At 54.1% G+C, this 19,774-nt stretch carries 16 protein-coding genes; 11 read left to right on the plus strand and 5 right to left on the minus strand.

Annotated features, from left to right (window positions below):
* Positions 1-32: 32 nt before the first annotated feature.
* Positions 33-431 (minus strand): Z-ring associated protein ZapG, encoded by a 399-nt coding sequence (zapG, locus tag ACOTZP_RS08430; RefSeq protein ID WP_022649554.1) that lies wholly within the window; start codon positions 429-431, stop codon positions 33-35.
* A 189-nt stretch (positions 432-620) separates the two neighbouring features.
* Between zapG and zapE the strand changes: the two genes are divergently transcribed.
* The 11 genes from zapE (at position 621) to ACOTZP_RS08485 (ending at position 10,642) form a co-directional block, all read left to right on the plus strand.
* Positions 621-1,745: a cell division protein ZapE gene (gene zapE, locus ACOTZP_RS08435; RefSeq protein ID WP_271075432.1), complete on the plus strand. Its 1,125-nt coding sequence runs from the start codon at positions 621-623 to the stop codon at positions 1,743-1,745.
* Positions 1,746-2,091: 346 nt separating this feature from the next.
* Positions 2,092-2,520 (plus strand): 50S ribosomal protein L13, encoded by a 429-nt coding sequence (gene rplM / locus ACOTZP_RS08440; RefSeq protein WP_003860434.1) that lies wholly within the window; start codon positions 2,092-2,094, stop codon positions 2,518-2,520.
* 15 nt (positions 2,521-2,535) lie between these two features.
* The gene (gene rpsI, locus ACOTZP_RS08445) at positions 2,536-2,928 is read left to right on the plus strand and encodes a 30S ribosomal protein S9 (RefSeq protein WP_003860436.1); all 393 of its coding nucleotides are present in this window, start codon (positions 2,536-2,538) and stop codon (positions 2,926-2,928) included.
* A 307-nt stretch (positions 2,929-3,235) separates the two neighbouring features.
* Entirely contained in the window at positions 3,236-3,874 is a 639-nt protein-coding gene (sspA, locus tag ACOTZP_RS08450) for a stringent starvation protein SspA (protein ID WP_003860438.1), read from the plus strand.
* 5 nt (positions 3,875-3,879) lie between these two features.
* Positions 3,880-4,377, plus strand: coding sequence for a ClpXP protease specificity-enhancing factor (gene sspB, locus ACOTZP_RS08455; RefSeq protein ID WP_032622090.1), 498 nt, complete (start codon positions 3,880-3,882; stop codon positions 4,375-4,377).
* 269 nt (positions 4,378-4,646) lie between these two features.
* The gene (locus ACOTZP_RS08460) at positions 4,647-5,387 is read left to right on the plus strand and encodes a DUF1120 domain-containing protein (protein ID WP_022649551.1); all 741 of its coding nucleotides are present in this window, start codon (positions 4,647-4,649) and stop codon (positions 5,385-5,387) included.
* 49 nt (positions 5,388-5,436) lie between these two features.
* Positions 5,437-6,183, plus strand: a complete 747-nt coding sequence (locus tag ACOTZP_RS08465) for a DUF1120 domain-containing protein (RefSeq protein ID WP_022649550.1) — start codon at positions 5,437-5,439, stop codon at positions 6,181-6,183.
* Positions 6,184-6,330: 147 nt separating this feature from the next.
* Positions 6,331-7,002: a fimbria/pilus chaperone family protein gene (locus tag ACOTZP_RS08470; RefSeq protein ID WP_022649549.1), complete on the plus strand. Its 672-nt coding sequence runs from the start codon at positions 6,331-6,333 to the stop codon at positions 7,000-7,002.
* 24 nt (positions 7,003-7,026) lie between these two features.
* A complete protein-coding gene (locus ACOTZP_RS08475) occupies positions 7,027-9,414 on the plus strand; it encodes a fimbrial biogenesis usher protein (protein WP_271075431.1) in 2,388 nt (795 codons plus the stop codon).
* Entirely contained in the window at positions 9,411-9,941 is a 531-nt protein-coding gene (locus ACOTZP_RS08480) for a hypothetical protein (protein WP_271075430.1), read from the plus strand. Before ACOTZP_RS08475 ends, ACOTZP_RS08480 begins: the two co-directional genes overlap by 4 nt.
* Positions 9,938-10,642 (plus strand): DUF1120 domain-containing protein, encoded by a 705-nt coding sequence (locus ACOTZP_RS08485; RefSeq protein WP_022649546.1) that lies wholly within the window; start codon positions 9,938-9,940, stop codon positions 10,640-10,642. Before ACOTZP_RS08480 ends, ACOTZP_RS08485 begins: the two co-directional genes overlap by 4 nt.
* A gap of 150 nt (positions 10,643-10,792) precedes the next feature.
* On the opposite strand, the gene ACOTZP_RS08490 is transcribed toward ACOTZP_RS08485, so the two are convergent.
* The 4 genes from ACOTZP_RS08490 to gltB all read right to left on the minus strand — a co-directional run bounded on the left by ACOTZP_RS08490 (position 10,793) and on the right by gltB (position 19,389).
* Complete coding sequence (locus ACOTZP_RS08490; protein WP_199160231.1) at positions 10,793-12,073, minus strand: cytosine deaminase; 1,281 nt, start codon at positions 12,071-12,073, stop codon at positions 10,793-10,795.
* Complete coding sequence (codB, locus tag ACOTZP_RS08495) at positions 12,063-13,313, minus strand: cytosine permease (RefSeq protein WP_199008761.1); 1,251 nt, start codon at positions 13,311-13,313, stop codon at positions 12,063-12,065. Before codB ends, ACOTZP_RS08490 begins: the two co-directional genes overlap by 11 nt.
* Before the next feature lie 187 nt (positions 13,314-13,500).
* On the minus strand, positions 13,501-14,919 hold the full coding sequence (gene gltD, locus ACOTZP_RS08500) for a glutamate synthase subunit GltD (RefSeq protein WP_032626441.1): 1,419 nt from the start codon (positions 14,917-14,919) through the stop codon (positions 13,501-13,503).
* Between the two features lie 9 nt (positions 14,920-14,928).
* Entirely contained in the window at positions 14,929-19,389 is a 4,461-nt protein-coding gene (gltB, locus tag ACOTZP_RS08505; protein ID WP_271075429.1) for a glutamate synthase large subunit, read from the minus strand.
* Positions 19,390-19,774: the final 385 nt, after the last annotated feature.

Below are 19,774 nucleotides of genomic sequence, written 5' to 3' on the forward strand. Positions count from 1 at the left end.
GTGCGCCCGTAAAATTTATTCAGGTTGTGCGATTAATCGCGTTTTACGCCACCGCGCAGCAGGCCGGACGCGCCGTCTGAATAGTCGCGTGGCATCTGAACCGGTGCCTGATCGTTACCGGCCTCAGAGTCCGCCAGACGATTGCGGAAGGGGTTGCTCTCCGCGGTCATTTCCGGCAGCAGGCTGCTGGAGCTTTTCGCCATGTGCTGGTAGAGCTGGCGATAATCTGTCGCCATGTTGTCCAGCAGCTCAGCGCTACGGGCAAAGTGGCTGACCAGCTCTTCGCGGTATTCTTCCAGTTCGGCTTTGTTCTTTTCCAGTTCGTATTGCAGTGACTGCTGCTGACGCAATTTGCGGTTACCGAAACGCATGGCCACAGCACCAATGATGATGCCGACGACTAAACCGATTAGCGCATATTCCCAGGTCATGAACTTCTCCCGTTGTCTTGTTGTTCCGTAGGGTGTTGGCTCGGCTCCTGCCTGAGCCTGATTATGCCACTATAACCGCTATTTCCGCAGAAGTGGAATCCTGACGTATCATCGCGTAGTGTAGAACGGCCTTTTTTTCATCAGCCACGACCGCTGATGAGGTTTAACTAAAGGAATAACAATAACATCATGCAAAACCTGTCCCCATCATCGCGTTACCAACTCGCCCTGAGTGAGGGCACACACCAGCCGGATGATGTCCAGCGTGAAGCGGTAAACCGCCTGGACACGATTTACCAGGAGCTTCTGGCGAAACCCGCCGATGCGGTGCAGAGCAGTGGGCTGAAGGCGGCATTCGGCCGTTTACTGGGCAAAAAAGAGCCCACGGTAAACGCACCGGTTCGTGGCTTATATATGTGGGGCGGCGTTGGGCGGGGTAAGACCTGGCTGATGGACATGTTCTACCAGAGCCTGCCCGGCACGCGTAAGCAGCGTCTGCACTTTCACCGTTTTATGCTCCGGGTCCATGAAGAGCTGACGGCGCTCCAGGGCGAAACCGACCCGCTGGAAATCGTGGCGGACCGCTTCAAGGCGGAAACGGACGTTCTATGCTTCGACGAATTCTTTGTTTCCGATATTACGGACGCGATGCTGCTGGGGGGGCTGATGAAAGCGCTGTTTGCGCGTGGGATCATCCTGGTGGCGACCTCAAATATCCCGCCGGATGAGCTTTATCGCAACGGTCTCCAGCGGGCGCGTTTCCTGCCAGCCATAGATGCCATTAAGCAGCACTGCGACATCATGAATGTCGACGCTGGCGTCGACTATCGTTTGCGCACGCTGACGCAGGCGCACCTGTGGCTTTCACCGCTGAACGCCGACTCAGCCAGCGAGATGGATAAACTCTGGCTGGCGCTGGCAGGGGCGCCGCGGGATAACGCACCAGCGCTGGAGATTAATCATCGTCCGTTGCCGACGCTTGGCGTAGAGAACCAGACGCTGGCCGTCTCGTTTGCAACGCTCTGCGTGGACGCCCGCAGCCAGCATGACTACATTGCGCTTTCGCGTCTGTTCCATACCGTTATGTTATGGGATGTGCCCGTCATGACCCCTCTCATGGAGAGCGAAGCGCGCCGCTTCATCGCGCTGGTGGACGAGTTTTATGAGCGCCACGTCAAACTGGTAGTCAGTGCCGAGGTGCCTTTATATGAGATCTATCAGGGCGAGCGCCTAAAGTTTGAGTTCCAGCGCTGCCTGTCGCGCCTGCAAGAGATGCAGAGCGAAGAGTACCTTAAGCGTGAGCATATGCCATAAATGCTACCCTCTCCCCGTGGGAGAGGGGCTGTGGGTGAGGGCACCAGGCCTTAACAAACGCTACCCTCTCCCTGTGGGAGAGGGGCTGGGGGTGAGGGCACCAGACCGCACAATACGCAACCCCGAAAAACCCATCCCAAATCACATTTAAGGGTCGATCTTTGACCTCAACTTCTCTATAATCTTGCGACCCCACGTTACGAGAAGGTTTTTTTCCCGAAACTTTCTATGTGTCGGCATGTGCTATTCGAAGGGGTAGGTTTGCCGGACTTTGTCGTGTGAACCTCAACTGACTAAACGTTTGGGTGTTCACCAACGTGTAACTTATTATTTGGGTAAGCTTTTAATGAAAACTTTTACAGCTAAACCAGAAACCGTACAGCGCGACTGGTATGTTGTTGACGCGACCGGTAAAACTCTGGGCCGTCTGGCTACTGAACTGGCTCGTCGCCTGCGCGGTAAGCATAAAGCGGAATATACTCCGCACGTTGATACCGGTGATTACATCATCGTTCTGAACGCTGACAAAGTTGCTGTTACCGGCAACAAGCGTACTGACAAAATGTACTACCACCACACCGGCCACATCGGTGGTATCAAAGAAGCGACCTTTGAAGAGATGATTGCCCGCCGTCCTGAGCGTGTGATTGAAATCGCGGTTAAAGGCATGCTGCCAAAAGGCCCGCTGGGTCGTGCTATGTTCCGTAAACTGAAAGTTTACGCAGGCAACGAGCACAACCACGCGGCACAGCAACCGCAAGTTCTTGACATCTAATCGGGATTATAGGCAATGGCTGAAAATCAATACTACGGCACTGGTCGCCGCAAAAGTTCCGCAGCTCGCGTTTTCATTAAACCGGGCAGTGGTAAAATCGTAATTAACCAGCGTTCTCTGGAACAATACTTCGGTCGCGAAACTGCCCGCATGGTAGTTCGCCAGCCGCTGGAACTGGTTGATATGGTAGAAAAACTGGATCTGTACATCACCGTTAAAGGTGGTGGTATCTCCGGTCAGGCAGGTGCGATCCGTCACGGTATCACCCGCGCGCTGATGGAGTACGACGAATCCCTGCGTTCTGAACTGCGTAAAGCTGGCTTCGTTACTCGTGACGCTCGTCAGGTTGAACGTAAGAAAGTGGGTCTGCGTAAAGCACGTCGTCGTCCACAGTTCTCCAAACGTTAATCTATTCTGCTTACGCAGAACGATTGGCGAAAAACCCGCTTCGGCGGGTTTTTTTATGGATAATGCGCAGGTTATCCACAGTAACATTTCATATATCTTCTCTTTTTCCACATTTCCGGCATCCCCTCACCACAAAGCCATCAAAATCTGGTAAACTATCATCCAATTTTATGCCCAAATATCGGTGAATACTCGATTTTTGTTCGATTCTTGAACAATGTGTTTTCTCTGGGATGGGCGATACATCATCTGGCTGGCCCCGTTGGGCTGGTAGCAGTAAAAATTCTGAATATACCTGGAGGTTTTCATGGCTGTCGCTGCCAACAAACGTTCGGTAATGACGCTGTTTTCTGGTCCTACTGACATTTATAGCCATCAGGTTCGTATCGTGCTGGCCGAGAAGGGTGTCAGTTTTGAGATCGAGCATGTGGAAAAGGATAACCCGCCTCAGGATCTGATCGATCTCAACCCGAGCCAAAGCGTACCGACGCTGGTGGATCGTGAGCTGACCCTGTGGGAATCCCGTATCATTATGGAATACCTGGATGAGCGTTTCCCGCATCCGCCGCTGATGCCTGTTTACCCTGTTGCGCGTGGTGAAAGCCGCCTGTACATGCAGCGTATCGAGAAAGACTGGTACTCGCTGATGAACGTTATCGTTAACGGTTCCTCTTCAGAAGCGGATGCTGCGCGTAAACAGCTGCGTGAAGAGCTGCTGGCGATTGCGCCGGTATTTGGTCAAAAACCTTTCTTCCTGAGCGATGAGTTCAGCCTGGTAGATTGCTACCTGGCACCGCTGCTGTGGCGCCTGCCAACCCTGGGCGTAGAATTCAGCGGTCCTGGCGCGAAAGAGCTGAAAGGCTACATGACTCGCGTCTTCGAACGCGACTCTTTCCTGGCATCCTTAACTGAACCGGAGCGCGAAATGCGTCTCGGCCGAGGCTAATGACTGTGGAAATGTCACAACTTTCACCACGCCGTCCGTATCTGCTGCGCGCCTTCTATGAATGGCTGCTGGATAACCAGCTCACGCCGCACCTGGTTGTGGATGTGACGTTGCCGGGCGTGCAGGTTCCAATGGAATACGCACGCGACGGACAGATTGTACTGAATATTGCGCCACGTGCAGTGGGTAACCTGGAACTGGCTAACGACGAAGTGCGCTTTAATGCGCGTTTCGGCGGCGTGCCGCGTCAGGTTTCCGTTCCGCTGGCTGCGGTTCTGGCTATCTACGCCCGTGAAAACGGTGCAGGTACCATGTTCGAACCGGAAGCGGCTTATGATGAAGAGGTCGCCAGCCTGAACGATGATGGGACATCCGATGAACGTGAAAGCGACACGGTAATGTCTGTGATTGATGGCGATAAACCCGACCATCACGACGACAATGACCCTGATGACGATCCGCCTCCGCGCGGTGGTCGTCCGGCACTCCGTGTCGTCAAATAAACTTCATAAAGCACAATATTTTTTCCGAACCTGCACAACTGTGCAGGTTTTTTTATTTTCTGCATAAAATTACTCTCTAAAAAACTTGTGTCTTTGCAAAAGATATCGGTCTATTAATTGGCATGGGATTAATCTTGTTGGGTTATTTTCTGTAGGACAGTTAAATTTATCTTCAATAATGTTTTATTTTAATTTGATTGTATCCGATATCACCCTGTGAAAATATATATGTGCGTTAACAAAAACGGATTTTCTTTTAAGGACAAATTATGAATATCACTTTTAAAAAATTATTTTCATCTGCTGCTATTTGTGCAGCCCTCGCCATGTCAAATGCACACGCTGCTAATGATGTGACGTTGAAAGTTATTGGTAATATCGTTCCTGGTTCCTGCGTACCCTCACTGCCAAACGGTGGAGTGGTAGATTATGGCACAATGCCAGCTTCTACCATCAATCCAACTGGCACGGCGAATACACTGGTTCAGTTGGGGGCTAAAAGTATTACTCTCACTATTACCTGTGACAGCGATACCAGCGTTGGGGTGACTTCTACGGATAACCGCCATGATACTCGTGTGGGCCTGGGGAGCGCCGCTTATATTGAAAATGGGTTTTTCGATAATGTAAATGCTAACGCTTCAGGAAACGCCTATGGCTTGGGTAAAACGAGTGCGGGTGTGAATATTGGCTCCTATGTCATTGCAGCAGATCCCGTTAATACAACAACAGATGGTGTTGTCGCTGATCTCATTGCAGCCACAGGTACCGATACATCAAATTATACCTGGGTAAAATCCAGTACGGGTGCTTTTGCACCAGTTAACAGTGGCACAGGCCAGACACGTGTCTTTACGGCTGCTGCATCGGGAACCACCACACCAAAAGCTTTTAAAGTTATGAATATGCCGTTACGCATTACAACTGCGCTTCAGGACAACACTGTATTGGGTACAGGCGATACTATCACGCTTGACGGTAATGCCACGCTGAGCCTTGTTTATCTTTGATATTCGTTATTGCTAAATGCTGTAGAAAATAAATCGGGAAATGAAAATAATGGAATTTAAAAAAGTACTCTCGGCAGCAACCGTCGCCGTAGCCTTCGGTTTATCCGCTTTTGCTGCCCAGGCCGCTAACGATGTTACGCTGAAAGTTGTCGGTACGATTAACCCGGCTGCATGTACGCCGACCCTGCCTGATGGCGGCGTTGTAGATTATGGAACGGTACTGAACCAAAATATTGCACCGACCGGTGCGACAAACAAGCTGGTACAATTGGGGCAGAAAAGCATCACGCTAAATATCAGTTGCGAAAGCAACATGAGCGTTGCTTTTACCTCCACCGATAACCGCCTGGACAGTCGCGTTAACCTGTCTTCAACCGCGTTTATCGCAGGTAGCGGTACGGATAAATCAGACTTCAGCAACACCGCTGGTGCCTTTGGTCTGGGTAAAACCACCGCTGGCGTGAGCATTGGTGCTTACACCGTTGCCATCAATACTGAAGCGGTCACAGCGGATGGCGCGAATGTTGACACCCTGGTAACAGGGAGCATCACTGAAGGCCAGCGTTCCTGGGAGAAAGTTGCGCCAGGCCTGGGTTACCTCTGCTCGCTTAATGGCTGCACGGGCTACCAAAAAGCGAATACCGTAGCAACAGCCGGTACCACGCAGCCAAAAGCCTTCAAACAGCTTAGCGTGCCGTTGCTGGTTACCTCTGCAGTGCAGGATAACTCGGTATTAGGTACGACTGACGTAATTACGCTGGACGGTAACGCAACCATTAGTCTGGTATATCTCTAATAATTTAACGCTTAATTAACGTGGCAATGGTTAGAGTATTTAAAAGCCATTGTCACGCTTTTTTTGCATTAAAATAGCTTTCTCTGCCGCAAGAATAATAAAAATAATGCCGGTATGATTTTTATTTATTTATGTGAGTGGAAAGTCATGAAGAAAATTCTATATCTTGCGTTGTTGGCTGTAGCGACAAAGTGTTGTGCCACCGGTATGGTTCCAGAAACATCGGTTTTATTAGTCGATGCACAAAAAGGCGAAGCCAGTATGAATGTTAAAAATACGGATTCGCAGCCTGCATTGCTTTATACAAACATTGTAGATTTACCTGATAGCGATAAATCTATTCGTTTAATCGTTTCTCAACCTGTAGTCCGTGTCGACGCCGGGGAAACACAGCGAATGCGTTTTCTGCTGCAAACCAGCAAACCCATGAAGTATGAAGAACTTAAACGCGTCACGTTCGAAGGCATTCCTCCAAAGGAGAAAGGAGAAGATAAAGTTGCGTTGACTATCCGCCAGGATCTTCCTGTTGTAATTCATCCTGCGGGTCTACCTGAGGAGACGCAGCCATGGAAATTTTTGACATGGAACAAAAAGGGTGATGGCCTGGTTATCAACAATCCCAGCGATTACGTTGTTCGTATAACGGCATCCTTTAAAACATTACCCTCAGGAAAAGCGGGTGTGCTGGATAAGACCTACATCCTTCCTCACACCTCGATAAAAACAACATTACCAAATTTCTCTGATAATAAAGTTGAATTCTATCCGGCGAGTCGTTACGGCTATAAAGGGGATCGCTTTACTACAGATTTGAAGTAAGCCTCTATAAGGACAGCAAAGGATATGCAGCAAAAAACGTTACTCGCCTGTCTCATTGGCCTGGTCTGTTCTGGCCAGGCGATGGCTCAGCAGATGGAGACTGCTGCCATTAATTTTGATCAGGAAACGCTTCGTTCACTGGGGATAAACCCGGACGTATCAAATTATTTCTCCCGCAAGACGAAGTATTTACCGGGTAGCGTTTCCGTCGCTCTGAAGGTGAATGGTGATAATAAAGGCAACGTTATTGCTCGTTTCGACAACAACGGCGATCTCTGTTTCGACAAACCTTTTATGGAGCAGGCAGGATTAAAAGTTCCCTCTGACTATGAGTCCGGCTGCTACGATTATACCGGTCATATCCCGAGCGCTATTGTGGAGGCTTCGCCTGCGCAAGAATCTCTAAGTCTGGTTGTACCGGCGGATCGGGTAGCAAACAGCGAATCGGATATCGGAGCTTATACTTCCGGTGGCACTGCTGCGCTGTTGAATTATTCTCTTCTCTCCTCGCGCAATGAGTTTGGTGACGGGCACTCTGACTATTCACAGGCCATGCTGGACGGTGGGGTCAATTTCGACGACTGGATCTTACGTACTCAGCAACTGCTGAGTCGGAGCGACGGAGAATTCGAGAGTAATAACTCGTCGACCTATTTGCAGCATACTTTTGTCCCCCTGAAAAGTACCCTGAGGGCGGGCGAGGTCAATATCAATAACTCCCTTCTTCAGGGAACGGGAATCTATGGTATCGAGCTTTCACCGGAGAGCGCCTTACAACAGGGCGGTAGCGGAGTGAGCGTGTCCGGTATCGCCAATACGCCTCAGGCCCGTATTGAAGTGCGTCAGCAAAATGTTCTGGTGTACAGCACACTGGTGCCGGTCGGGCCGTTTAATCTCACCGATGTGCCGGTACGTAACGGCGTTAGCGATCTGAACGTGACGGTAGTGGAAACCGATGGCAGCCAGCACAGCTATGTGGTGCCCGCAGCGCTGTATAACCAGAGCGCAGGGGCGCCTTCAGGATATCACTTCGCGCTGGGACGAGTGAGCGATAGCTATAGTGAAACGCCATGGGTAGCCAGCCTTTCTGGAGGCTGGAAACTAAGCGAACGGGTGAATTTCAACGCAGGCTCAATCGTAGGCGAAGATTACCAGGCTGTCGCCACCAGCCTTGATACAGTGCCGCTACCAGCCTGGCTTGTTTCACTCCAGGCGAACCAGTCCAACGATTCGAAAGATTCACTGAAAGGGCAGAGGTACACGCTATCGGCAACATGGAGTTCTGACCCCGCATTTGGCATGGGGGCTAACGCCTCTGTTACGCATAAATCGCAAGACTATCGCGAACTTTTTGAAGCACTGGATGATGATTTCGACAGCGGTAATAAAAATGAGTATTCCGCCGGGCTGACCTGGAGTGTGCCCTACTTAGGCACGCTTAGCACCAGCTACTACCAAACGCAGGGTTATGATAAGTCAGATGATTCCCGCTTCATCTCTGCGGGTTGGAACAAGTCATTCAAGTACGCCACTATTTCCATGAACTGGCAACATCAGTTGAGTGCAGATGAGGAGAATGAGGATGATGGCGATCTGTTCTACGTCAACCTCAGTATTCCTTTTGGTGCCAGCAATAGCGTAAGCCTGTACAGCCGTCATGATGACCATAAAACGCGGTATGGCGCCTCTGCGCTTGGCGTTGTAAGTGATACCACATCCTGGTCGCTGGGAGCTGAACACGATCAGGCCACGAATCGCGATAATGTAAACGGTGGGATAAGCAGCAACCTTCACTATACGCAGCTTGGCCTGAGCGCCAGTTCGGATAACGAGAATAGCCGCAGCTATTCAGGATCGCTACAGGGGGGCATCGCGGTTCATGGACAAGGCGTTACGTTCTCTCCATGGGCGATCCGCGACACGTTCGCGATCGCTGCTCTGGATAAACCCGTCTCCGGTGTGAGGATTGACACGCCCCAGGGGCCGGTATGGACCGACTTCCGTGGTCAGGCAGTGGTACCGTCAGTGGGAGCCTGGCGCCCAGCGCGGGTAGAAGTGGATACGGAAACATTGCCGAAAAATATGGATATCGGGAATGGAACCCGTGTCGTCACGCTTGGCAAAGGAGCGGTAGGGCATCTTGATTTTACTGCGTTAACCCAGCGACGTGCACTGGTGAACGTTACCCTGGCAAACGGTAAAAAGCTGCCGAAAGGGATCGCCCTTGAGGATTCGCACGGAAATTATCTTACGACCTCAGTGGATGACGGCGTGGTCTTTTTTAACGATGTTGAACCTGCTCAACAGGTGGTGGCAAAACTGGATAACGGCACCTGTGCATTTGGTCTGAAGCTTCCGAAAGAGGCAAATACCGATACATTCTATGAAACTGTCAATGAGGTGTGTAAATGAAGGCGCTTATTTTAGCCGTGTGCGCAATGGCGTTTTCTCTGCATGCTATGGCTGACTGCCAGTTAGTATCAAGCCAGCAAAAACTCAGCTATGGCCGTATGAGTGCCGCAGAGCGCCAGGCGGAAGGGAACAGGTTGATTGAGATGCCGGAGAAACAGATTGTCCTGAACGTGATATGCGATGAACCGTCGCGTATTCGTCTCTTTCTGGGCAGTAACGTACCGAAAGGGCATGAATTTGGTTTTGGTGATAACGGCGTCATGCGCGTTACTGCCGCGCAGGCAACGGTGGACGATCGTACAGTCAATCTGGCGGCTATCCATGCCGGCGACCCGTGGGTTACCAATGGCGGCGTGAGAGAGATCGCGCCAGCGCTTAACGAAGGGATTGCGTTTATCTACGGTCAGGAGCTGCGGGGAAAAACGGCGTCTGTCACGCTTACCATCAAACCGCGCTTCAAAAGTAACCATATTACGGACAGAGAAGTGTGGCGCGGAAATTTACGCGTAAGGATGGATGTACAATGAAAAAGCGTATAGCGCTATTACTCTGCGGAATGTCTGCCGCTTCAGCGGTATGGGCAACTGATACGGTCAATATTGATGTGGATGTCACCGTTGACGCTGCCGCCTGTACACCGGCGTTGAGCAATGGCGGTGTGGCAGATTTCGGCACGCGCTATGCGGGGTCGCTCTCCTCCAGCGCATTCACACAGCTTGGTACTCGCGATCTTACACTATCGGTGACGTGTGAATCTTCTACGGGAGTTGCGATTACCGCGCGTGATACCCGCGCCAGTTCCGTGGTCGTTGGCAAAGATAAATCCGGGCAAGAAGGGGTAAAATTCCAGATAAATAACGGTGCCTATGTGCGTGATACGACCCGCCTGTTTGGTTTAGGATTGACCAGCGAGCAGAAGCCGATTGGCAGTTATGGGGTGCAAATTAACGCGGCAGGCGTGACGGCAGCCGACGAAAGTGCCGCTGTTCAGGTGGAGATCGCCGGGGCCGCGACCAAAAATGGTCCATGGACGCGCACGACGCTATTGCCCTTGCCGACCCAGCAGGACTTTTTCTATACGTTTGTGCAAAAAGGCACGGATATTCCGCAGCCGATCTCATCGGCGGTTGTTCCGCTACAGGTGAGTGCCGCTGTCGCCAACGGGCTTGGCAGCGGGCAAGAGATCAAGTTGGACGGCGAGGCGGTGATTACGCTGGTCTATTTATAATCTCTTTTCTGTAAAAGAATATCGAAAATAGACACGCCAGTTCACCGCTGGCGCCGCGCTTACCAGGTCTGCAAAGAGGCTGCGATTTGTAGACCTGATAAAGCGTAAACAGGCTGATACGTCTCCGGATGAGATTTCCTGAAGCGATAATTACCGTTTAAAGGTCACCGCTTCCGGCTGCGTCAGATGCAGCGTTGTCTGGCTGGGTACCGTCTCGGCGATAACCCGCCCGTGACGAACCGAATAACGCGCTGGCGTCTGGCGACGAACCGCATCAAAGCCATTTTCGGCCGGTAAAACAACCAGGTTCGCAGAATTACCCACCTTCACGCCGTAGTCCTGCAGGTGGAGCGTTTTCGCGCTGTGGGTGGTGATCAGATTCAGCCCGTCGTTAATCTGTCCGTACCCCATCAGCTGGCAGACGTGTAAACCCATATGCAGCACCTGCAACATATTGGCGGTGCCCAGGGGATACCACGGATCGAAAACGTCATCATGCCCAAAGCAGACGTTGATCCCCGCCTCCAGCATCTCTTTCACGCGCGTTACGCCGCGGCGCTTAGGATAGGTGTCGAAACGGCCCTGAAGGTGGATGTTCACCAGCGGATTGGCGACGAAGTTGATGCCCGACATTTTCAGCAAACGAAACAGGCGGGACGCGTAGGCGCCATTATAGGAGTGCATCGCTGTGGTATGGCTGGCGGTAACGCGCGCGCCCATCCCGTCACGGTGCGCCAGCGCGGCGACGGTTTCCACGAAGCGCGACTGTTCATCATCGATTTCGTCGCAGTGTACGTCGATCAGCCTGTCGTACTTCTGCGCCAGTGCGAAGGTTTTGTGCAACGACTCCACACCATACTCGCGGGTAAATTCAAAGTGCGGAATTGCGCCAATGACGTCCGCCCCCATACGCACCGCCTCTTCCAGCAACGCTTCACCGTTGGGATAAGAAAGAATGCCCTCCTGGGGGAACGCCACGATTTGCAGATCGACCCACGGGGCGACCTCCTGCTTCACTTCCAGCATCGCTTTCAGCGCCGTCAGCGTGGGATCGGAGACGTCAACGTGAGTACGCACATGCTGAATGCCGTTGGCCATCTGCCACTTCAGCGTCTGCATTGCGCGGGTCTTAACATCTTCGTGGGTGAGCAGCGCCTTACGTTCAGCCCAGCGCTCAATCCCCTCGAATAAGGTACCAGACTGGTTCCAGCTCGGTTCACCAGCCGTTTGAGTGGTATCCAGATGGATATGCGGCTCAACGAAAGGGGGAATGACCAGCCCGCCTTCAGCATCAAGCACCTGGCCCGCAGGTGACGATGCCGCGTCCTGCGGTTCAATACGGTTAAAGCGCCCGTTTTCAATTGCGATCTGCCATAACCCCTCTTGCCCCTGTAAACGGGCCTGACGAATGGTGAGGGTATTATTCTGCATGGGGAGCCTCCGGGGCGGTAGCAAAGGTACGTCTGAATAAGGGGGTTAACAGAAGGTAGCTGAATACGCCACCGAGGACCGCATTCACCGGCACTATACCGGGAATAATATTCCCGGCAGCCACGCCGAGCGCGACCGAAAGAATGGCTACCCAGTTGACCGGCACAAAGGTAGCGCTATGGAAGCTGGCGTAGCGGCGGCGGTTGATCAGATAGTCGGCGATAATCACCCCACCGACGGGAGGGATCGCCGCCGACAGAAAGGTGAGCCAGCCGACAAAGTTATTGTACAGCCACAGCGCGCAGAGCGTGCCGATAATACCGTTAACCACCGACAGCGTGCGGCTGGAAAGGCCGGTCACGTTGGCAAAGCCCAGACCCGACGCATAGAGCGCGTTGTCGTTGGTTGTCCAGATGTTCAGGCCGAGAACGATAATGGCGGGCAGCAGTAGCCCCTGAGCGATCATCACGTCCGAGATATCCGCCTGTCCAACTGCCGCGGCGCCTGCCGCACCGAAGATAAACATCAGCGAGTTGCCAAGGAAAAACGCCACCATTGCCACCACCACGGCGCCTTTCGCGTTACGCCCAAAGCGGACGAAGTCGGCGGTCAGCGTTCCGGCGCTGATGAAGGAGCCGACGACCAGCGCCAGCGCGCCTGAAAAACTGAGCGGGGTCTGCGGCACGATCGCTTTTAAATGATCCAGCCCGCCCACGCCGTCCACCGCCAGCCAGACGGAGTAGCTGCCGAGGATAACTATCGCGGGAACGGCGATGATCGACAGAATCGTCAGCGCTGAGATACCAAAGAAGATGGTCATGGTCATCAACAGACCGGATACCGCGATCAGGATATTGACGTCGATGCCCGTGGCTTTACTCACCGGGATGGCAAACATCGCTACGCCGACGCCAAACCATCCTACCTGCGTACCGCCTAAAAGCATGGAGGGAAGCCAGGAACCTTTTATACCGAACGAGTAACGCGCAAGAAGATGGGTTGAGAGGCCGGTTTTTGCGCCAATGTAGCCAAGAAAAGCAGTGTAAATACCGAGGAGGAGATTGCCGAAGAGAACTGCGAGGAAGAAATCATTATAGGAAAGACCGGTACCGAGCGTACCTCCGGTCCACATACTGGCGGAAAAAAAGGTTAACCCTAACATCACAAAAGTGAGTGGAATCACGCCTTTCCGCGCCGCCAGAGGGACGGGGCCCTGGCTATAATTGTTATCTTGCGACACAACGCCTCCTTGAATTTTGGCCAAAAAATCCGCCGCATAATATACATTTTTTTCATGAAAGCAAACGTTTACGTCAGGATTTACGCTGCTTTTTTGCTTAAAAAGGTATCATTAACTTAAGGGCAGGCTACTGAAAACAGGCTCCCCAGCGTTCCGCTTTATGCTTCTGCCGGGGAGTCAGAGGGGCTTACACTTCCAGGAAGTTCATGATCCCGTCAGCCGCTTTACGGCCTTCGGCAATCGCCGTGACCACCAGGTCAGAGCCGCGAACGATGTCGCCACCGGCGAAGATTTTCGGGTTGCTGGTCTGGAACGCGTTGTCGCTGCCTTCCGGCGCAATTATGCGGCCCTGAGAGTCCAGCTCTACGCTGTGCTTCGCCAGCCACTCCATGCTGTGAGGACGGAAACCAAACGCCATCACCACGGCGTCAGCCGGGATCACGTGTTCAGAACCGGCCACGATCTCCGCGCGACGACGGCCTTTCGCATCCGGCGCGCCCATCTCCGTGCGCGCCATCTTCACGCCGCTCACTCTACCGTTGGCATTCACCTCAATACCCAGAGGCTGGATGTTGAACTGGAACTCCACGCCCTCTTCACGCGCGTTTTTCACTTCGCGCTTAGAGCCCGGCATGTTCTCTTCGTCACGACGGTAAGCACAGATGACGTGCGCCGCGTTCTGACGAATGGAGGTACGCACGCAGTCCATCGCGGTATCACCGCCGCCCAGCACCACCACGCGTTTGCCTTCCATGCTGACGAACGGCTCATCGGCGGTCTCACCGTAGCCCATGATCTGCCTGGTGTTGGCAATCAGGAACGGCAGCGCGTCGTACACGCCCGGCGCATCTTCGTTCTCCAGACCACCGCGCATGGACTGATAAGTACCCACGCCCAGGAACACGGCGTCGTAATCCTTCAGCAGGTCGTCGAGCTGCACGTCACGGCCCACTTCCACGTTCAGTTTGAACTCAATGCCCATGCCGGTGAAGATTTCGCGGCGGCGGGTCATCACCTCTTTCTCCAGCTTGAAGGCCGGGATACCGAAGGTCAGCAGGCCGCCAATCTCCGGGTGGCGATCAAAGACCACCGCCTTCACGCCGTTACGGGTCAGCACGTCCGCACAGGCCAGGCCTGCCGGGCCCGCGCCGATAATCGCCACGCGCTTGTCGGTTTGACGCACGCCGGTCATATCCGGACGCCAGCCCATTTCGAACGCTTTATCGTTGATATAGCGTTCGATGTTGCCGATGGTCACCGCGCCAAACTCGTCGTTCAGCGTACAGGAGCCTTCACACAGACGATCCTGAGGGCACACGCGGCCGCACACTTCCGGCAGGGTGTTGGTCTGATGAGACAGCTCGGCGGCTTCAAAAATACGCCCTTCGTTGGCCAGCTTCAGCCAGTTCGGGATGTAGTTATGGACCGGACACTTCCATTCGCAGTAAGGGTTACCGCAGGACAGGCAGCGGTCTGCCTGTGCTTTGGCCTGGCCTTCTGAAAACGGCTCGTAGATTTCAACAAATTCAATTTTACGGATCTTCAGCGGTTTCTTTGGCGGATCAACACGCTGAAGGTCGATAAACTGGTAAACGTTCTGGCTCATCTGAATTCCTTACTGCGCCTGCACGCGCAGCTCTGCTGCGCTACGACTACGGTGACCCAACAGGGCTTTAACATCGCTGGACTTCGGCTTAACCAGCGCAAATTTCGCAGAGAACGCCGGCCAGTTGGCCAGGATCTCTTCGCCGCGCGAAGAACCGGTATGCTGCACGTGTTCGGTAATTAAGCCGCGCAGGTGTTCTTCGTGGATGGCCAGCGTATCAACGTCCAGCACTTCCACCAGTTCCGGGTTCACGCGTTTGCGGAACTCACCGTCTTCATCCAGGACGTAGGCAAAACCGCCCGTCATGCCCGCGCCAAAGTTCACGCCGGTTTTACCCAGGACGCACACAATTCCGCCCGTCATGTATTCACAGCCGTTATCGCCGATGCCTTCCACCACGGTGATGGCACCGGAGTTACGCACCGCAAAACGCTCGCCCGCACGGCCCGCGGCAAACAGACGACCGCCGGTTGCACCGTACAGACAGGTATTGCCGATGATGCTTGCTTCATGGCTGCGGAAGGCTGAACCAACCGGAGGACGCACCGCCAGCAGACCGCCCGTCATGCCTTTTCCGACGTAGTCGTTGGCATCACCGGTCAGGTATAACTCAACGCCGCCCGCGTTCCACACACCGAAGCTCTGACCCGCGGTACCGCTGAAGTGCGCGGTAATCGGATCCGATGCCAGGCCCTGGTCACCGTGCGTTTGCGCGATGTAACCGGAGAGGGATGCACCCACGGAACGATCGGTGTTGCGGATATCAAACCAGAACGTTTTGCTCTGCTTCTCGTCCACGTACGGCTTCGCCTGTTGCAGCAGCTGCGCGTTCAGCACGCCGTTGTCGAACGGCGGGTTGTTCTCGGTGCAGTAAACCGCTTTGCCAGGATGCGGCTGAGCGGTTTCCAGCAGCTTAGACAGCTCCAGCTTCTGCTGCTTGGCCGTGAAGCCCTCAAGCTCTTTCAGCAGGTCGGTACGGCCAATCAGATCCACCAGACGCTTCACGCCCAGCTGCGCCATCAGCTCGCGGGTTTCACGGGCGATGAAGTCAAAGTAGTTAGTCACTTTGAACGGGAGGCCGTGATAGTGATTCTTACGCAGCTTTTCGTCCTGGGTAGCAACGCCCGTTGCGCAGTTATTCAGGTGGCAAATACGCAGGTATTTACAGCCGAGCGCAACCATCGGGCCGGTACCGAAGCCGAAGCTTTCCGCACCCAGAATCGCCGCTTTGATGATGTCGAGGCCGGTTTTCAGCCCGCCGTCTACCTGCAAACGGATCTTGTGACGCAGGCCGTTGGCGACCAGCGCCTGCTGGGTTTCCACCAGGCCAAGCTCCCACGGACAACCCGCGTATTTTACGGAGGAGAGCGGGCTTGCGCCGGTGCCGCCGTCGTAGCCGGCGATGGTGATCAGATCCGCATAGGCTTTCGCCACGCCGGTGGCGATGGTGCCAACGCCCGGCTCGGAAACCAGCTTCACGGAGATCATCGCTTTCGGGTTGACCTGTTTCAGGTCGAAAATCAGCTGCGCCAGATCCTCGATAGAGTAAATATCGTGGTGCGGCGGCGGGGAGATCAGCGTCACGCCCGGCACCGAGTAGCGAAGCTTAGCGATGTACGGGGTGACTTTATCACCCGGCAGCTGACCGCCTTCACCCGGTTTTGCCCCCTGCGCGACCTTAATCTGGATCACGTCGGCGTTAACCAGGTACGCAGGCGTTACGCCGAAACGGCCGGACGCTACCTGCTTGATACGGGACACTTTATTGGTGCCGTAACGGGCAGGATCTTCACCGCCTTCGCCGGAGTTGGAGTTGCCGCCGATGCTGTTCATGGCTTCCGCCAGCGCTTCGTGGGCTTCCGGGCTCAGCGCGCCGATGGACATCGCCGCGGTATCGAAACGTTTGAACAGTTCAGATGCGGGTTCAACCTCGTCAATGCTGACCGCTTCCTCACCCGGATTGAGGGCAATGAGATCGCGCAGCGTCGCCGCCGGACGGTTGTTCACCAGATCAGCATACTGCTGATAATCGCTGTACTCGCCGCTTTGCACCGCCTGTTGCAGTGTGCGCACCACGTCCGGGTTATAAGCGTGATACTCACCCCCGTGAACGTATTTCAGCAGACCGCCCTGTTCCAGCGGCTTACGTGCCAGCCAGGCGCGTTTCGACAGGTTCACCAGATCCTGCTGGAAGTCAGCAAAGCCTGCGCCACCAATACGGCTGATCACGCCCTGGAAGCAGAGGTTGGCAACGTCGTCATGCAGACCGACCGCCTCAAACAGCTTCGAGCAGCGGTAAGAGGCGATGGTCGAGATGCCCATTTTGGACATGATCTTGTACAGACCTTTGTTGATGCCGTTACGGTAGTTCAGCATCACTGCACGGTAGTCTTTGTCGATCGCGCGGGTATCCACCAGGCGGGCCAGTGTTTCGTAGGCCAGATACGGGTAGATCGCCGTGGCGCCAAAGCCTAACAGCACCGCAAAGTGGTGCGGGTCGCGCGCGCTCGCAGTTTCAACGATGATGTTGGCATCGCAGCGCAGGCTCTTGTCCACCAGACGCGTCTGGATAGCCCCCACCGCCATGGGTGCAGGCACCGGCAGACGGTTTTTCGCGATGTTGCGGTCAGACAGCACCAGCAGAACGGTGCCGTTACGCACCATCTGCTCGGCTTTGTCGCACAGCGCGTTCACCGTCTCTTCGAGGCTCGTTTCGGTCACGTCGAAGGTGATATCGAGCGTGTCGGCGCGATAGTGCTCCTCGGTCATGGTGGTGAGCTGTTTGAAATCGGAGTACAGCAGGATCGGTGATTTAAAGGTCAGACGGTGCGCCTGGCCTTCGGCTTCACAGAATACGTTCATCTCACGGCCGATGCTGGTGGCCAGCGACATGACGTGGGCTTCGCGCAGCGGATCGATTGGCGGGTTGGTGACTTGCGCAAACTGCTGACGGAAATAGTCGTAAATAATGCGTGGCTGGCTGGAGAGCACAGCAAACGGGGTATCGTCACCCATTGAGCCGACCGCTTCCTGGCCGTTTTCGCCGAGCACGCGAATAACCGAGTCCAGCTCTTCCGCGCTGTAGTTAAACTGCTTCTGGAAGCTCGCGAGGGTGTCATCGTCCAGCTCGCGGCTACCCACTTCTTCGTCTGACAGATCTTCAAACGGCACCAGACGACGCACGTTTTTCTCCATCCACTCTTTGTACGGATGGCGGCTCTTCAGATCGTTGTCGGTTTCAGCAGAGTGCAGAATACGCCCACCGCGGGTGTCAATCACCATCAGCTCGCCCGGTCCGACGCGGCCTTTCTCGACCACTTCGTCTGGCTGGTAATCCCAGATACCCACTTCAGAGGCACAGGTGATGAGCTTGTCTTTGGTAATGACATAGCGCGCCGGACGCAGACCGTTACGGTCCAGGTTACAGGCGGCAAAACGTCCGTCGGACATAACGATGCCTGCCGGGCCATCCCACGGCTCCATGTGCATGGAGTTAAAGTCAAAGAACGCGCGCAGCTCAGGGTCCATATCCGGGTTGTTCTGCCAGGCCGGCGGTACAAGCAGACGCATGGCGCGTACGATATCCATACCGCCCGCCAGCAGCAGTTCCAGCATGTTATCCATTGAGCTGGAGTCCGAGCCGGTTTCGTTCACGAACGGCGCGGCATCGTGCAGGTCCGGGATCAGCGGGGTCTGGAACTTATAGGTACGGGCGCGGGCCCACTGGCGGTTACCGGTGATGGTGTTGATCTCACCGTTGTGCGCCAGGTAGCGGAACGGCTGAGCCAGCGGCCAGCGTGGAACGGTGTTGGTGGAGAAGCGCTGGTGGAACAGGCAAATGGCCGATTCCAGACGCAGATCCGCCAGGTCCAGGTAGAAGCGCGGCAGGTCAGCCGGCATGCACAGACCTTTATAGATGTTCACCAGGTTAGAGAGGCTACAGACGTAGAACTCTTTATCGTCCTGAAGACGTTTTTCAATGCGGCGGCGGGCAATAAACAGACGGCGTTCCATATCACGCGGACGCCAGCCCGCAGGCGCGTTGACGAAAATCTGTTCAATACGAGGCAGCGAGGAGAGGGCGATTTCACCGAGCACCCCTTCGTTGGTTGGCACATCGCGCCAGCCGACAATCGACAGGGTTTCACGCTGAAGTTCTTCTTCAACGATGCGGCGTGACGCGGCAGCTTTTTCAGGATCCTGATTCAGGAACAGCATACCGACAGCGTAGTTTTTGGCTAAACGCCAGCCGCGCTCTTCCGCCACGATGCGGAAGAAACGATCCGGTTTTTGCAGCAGCAGACCGCAACCGTCGCCGGTTTTACCATCGGCAAGGATGGCGCCACGGTGCTGCATACGGGCCAGTGCGTGAATAGCAGTACGCACTACCTTGTGGCTAGGTTCGCCTTCTATGTGGGCGATCAGGCCGAAACCACAGTTATCCTTCTCAAGGGATTTATCGTACAACATATCAGTGAACCTCCCCAGGCTCGTCGGGCTTCCCACTGAACTTTACCGTGGCGCACAGGCGCAGAAAGAGCATGGCGACGGGGTTAGCGTTTCATACGCGGACCTCCCATTCGCCCTCTTTTTCATCCTTTCGCGCAGGTAAACAAGTTTGAGGACTTGCTTCAGAGGGAATCTCAATTACTGCATAAATATGATGAGCAGGCCGCTCATCCAGAAAGCTTCCAGCGGATTTCCAACTTATCGGGAATTGGTACACAGGTCAAATGGCAATCTTATTTATACAAAAATGTGCTAAAGAGTGGTCATATTGTTGTTTTTATTGATGATTTCACTATTTTTACAACCACTTAAAGCGCCGGGAAGGTGCAGGGGAGTGTGATCTGAC

The sequence above is a fragment of the Enterobacter cloacae complex sp. SYL001 genome, from assembly GCF_049237025.1.
In the GTDB taxonomy this organism is placed as follows: Bacteria; Pseudomonadota; Gammaproteobacteria; order Enterobacterales; family Enterobacteriaceae; genus Enterobacter; species Enterobacter intestinihominis.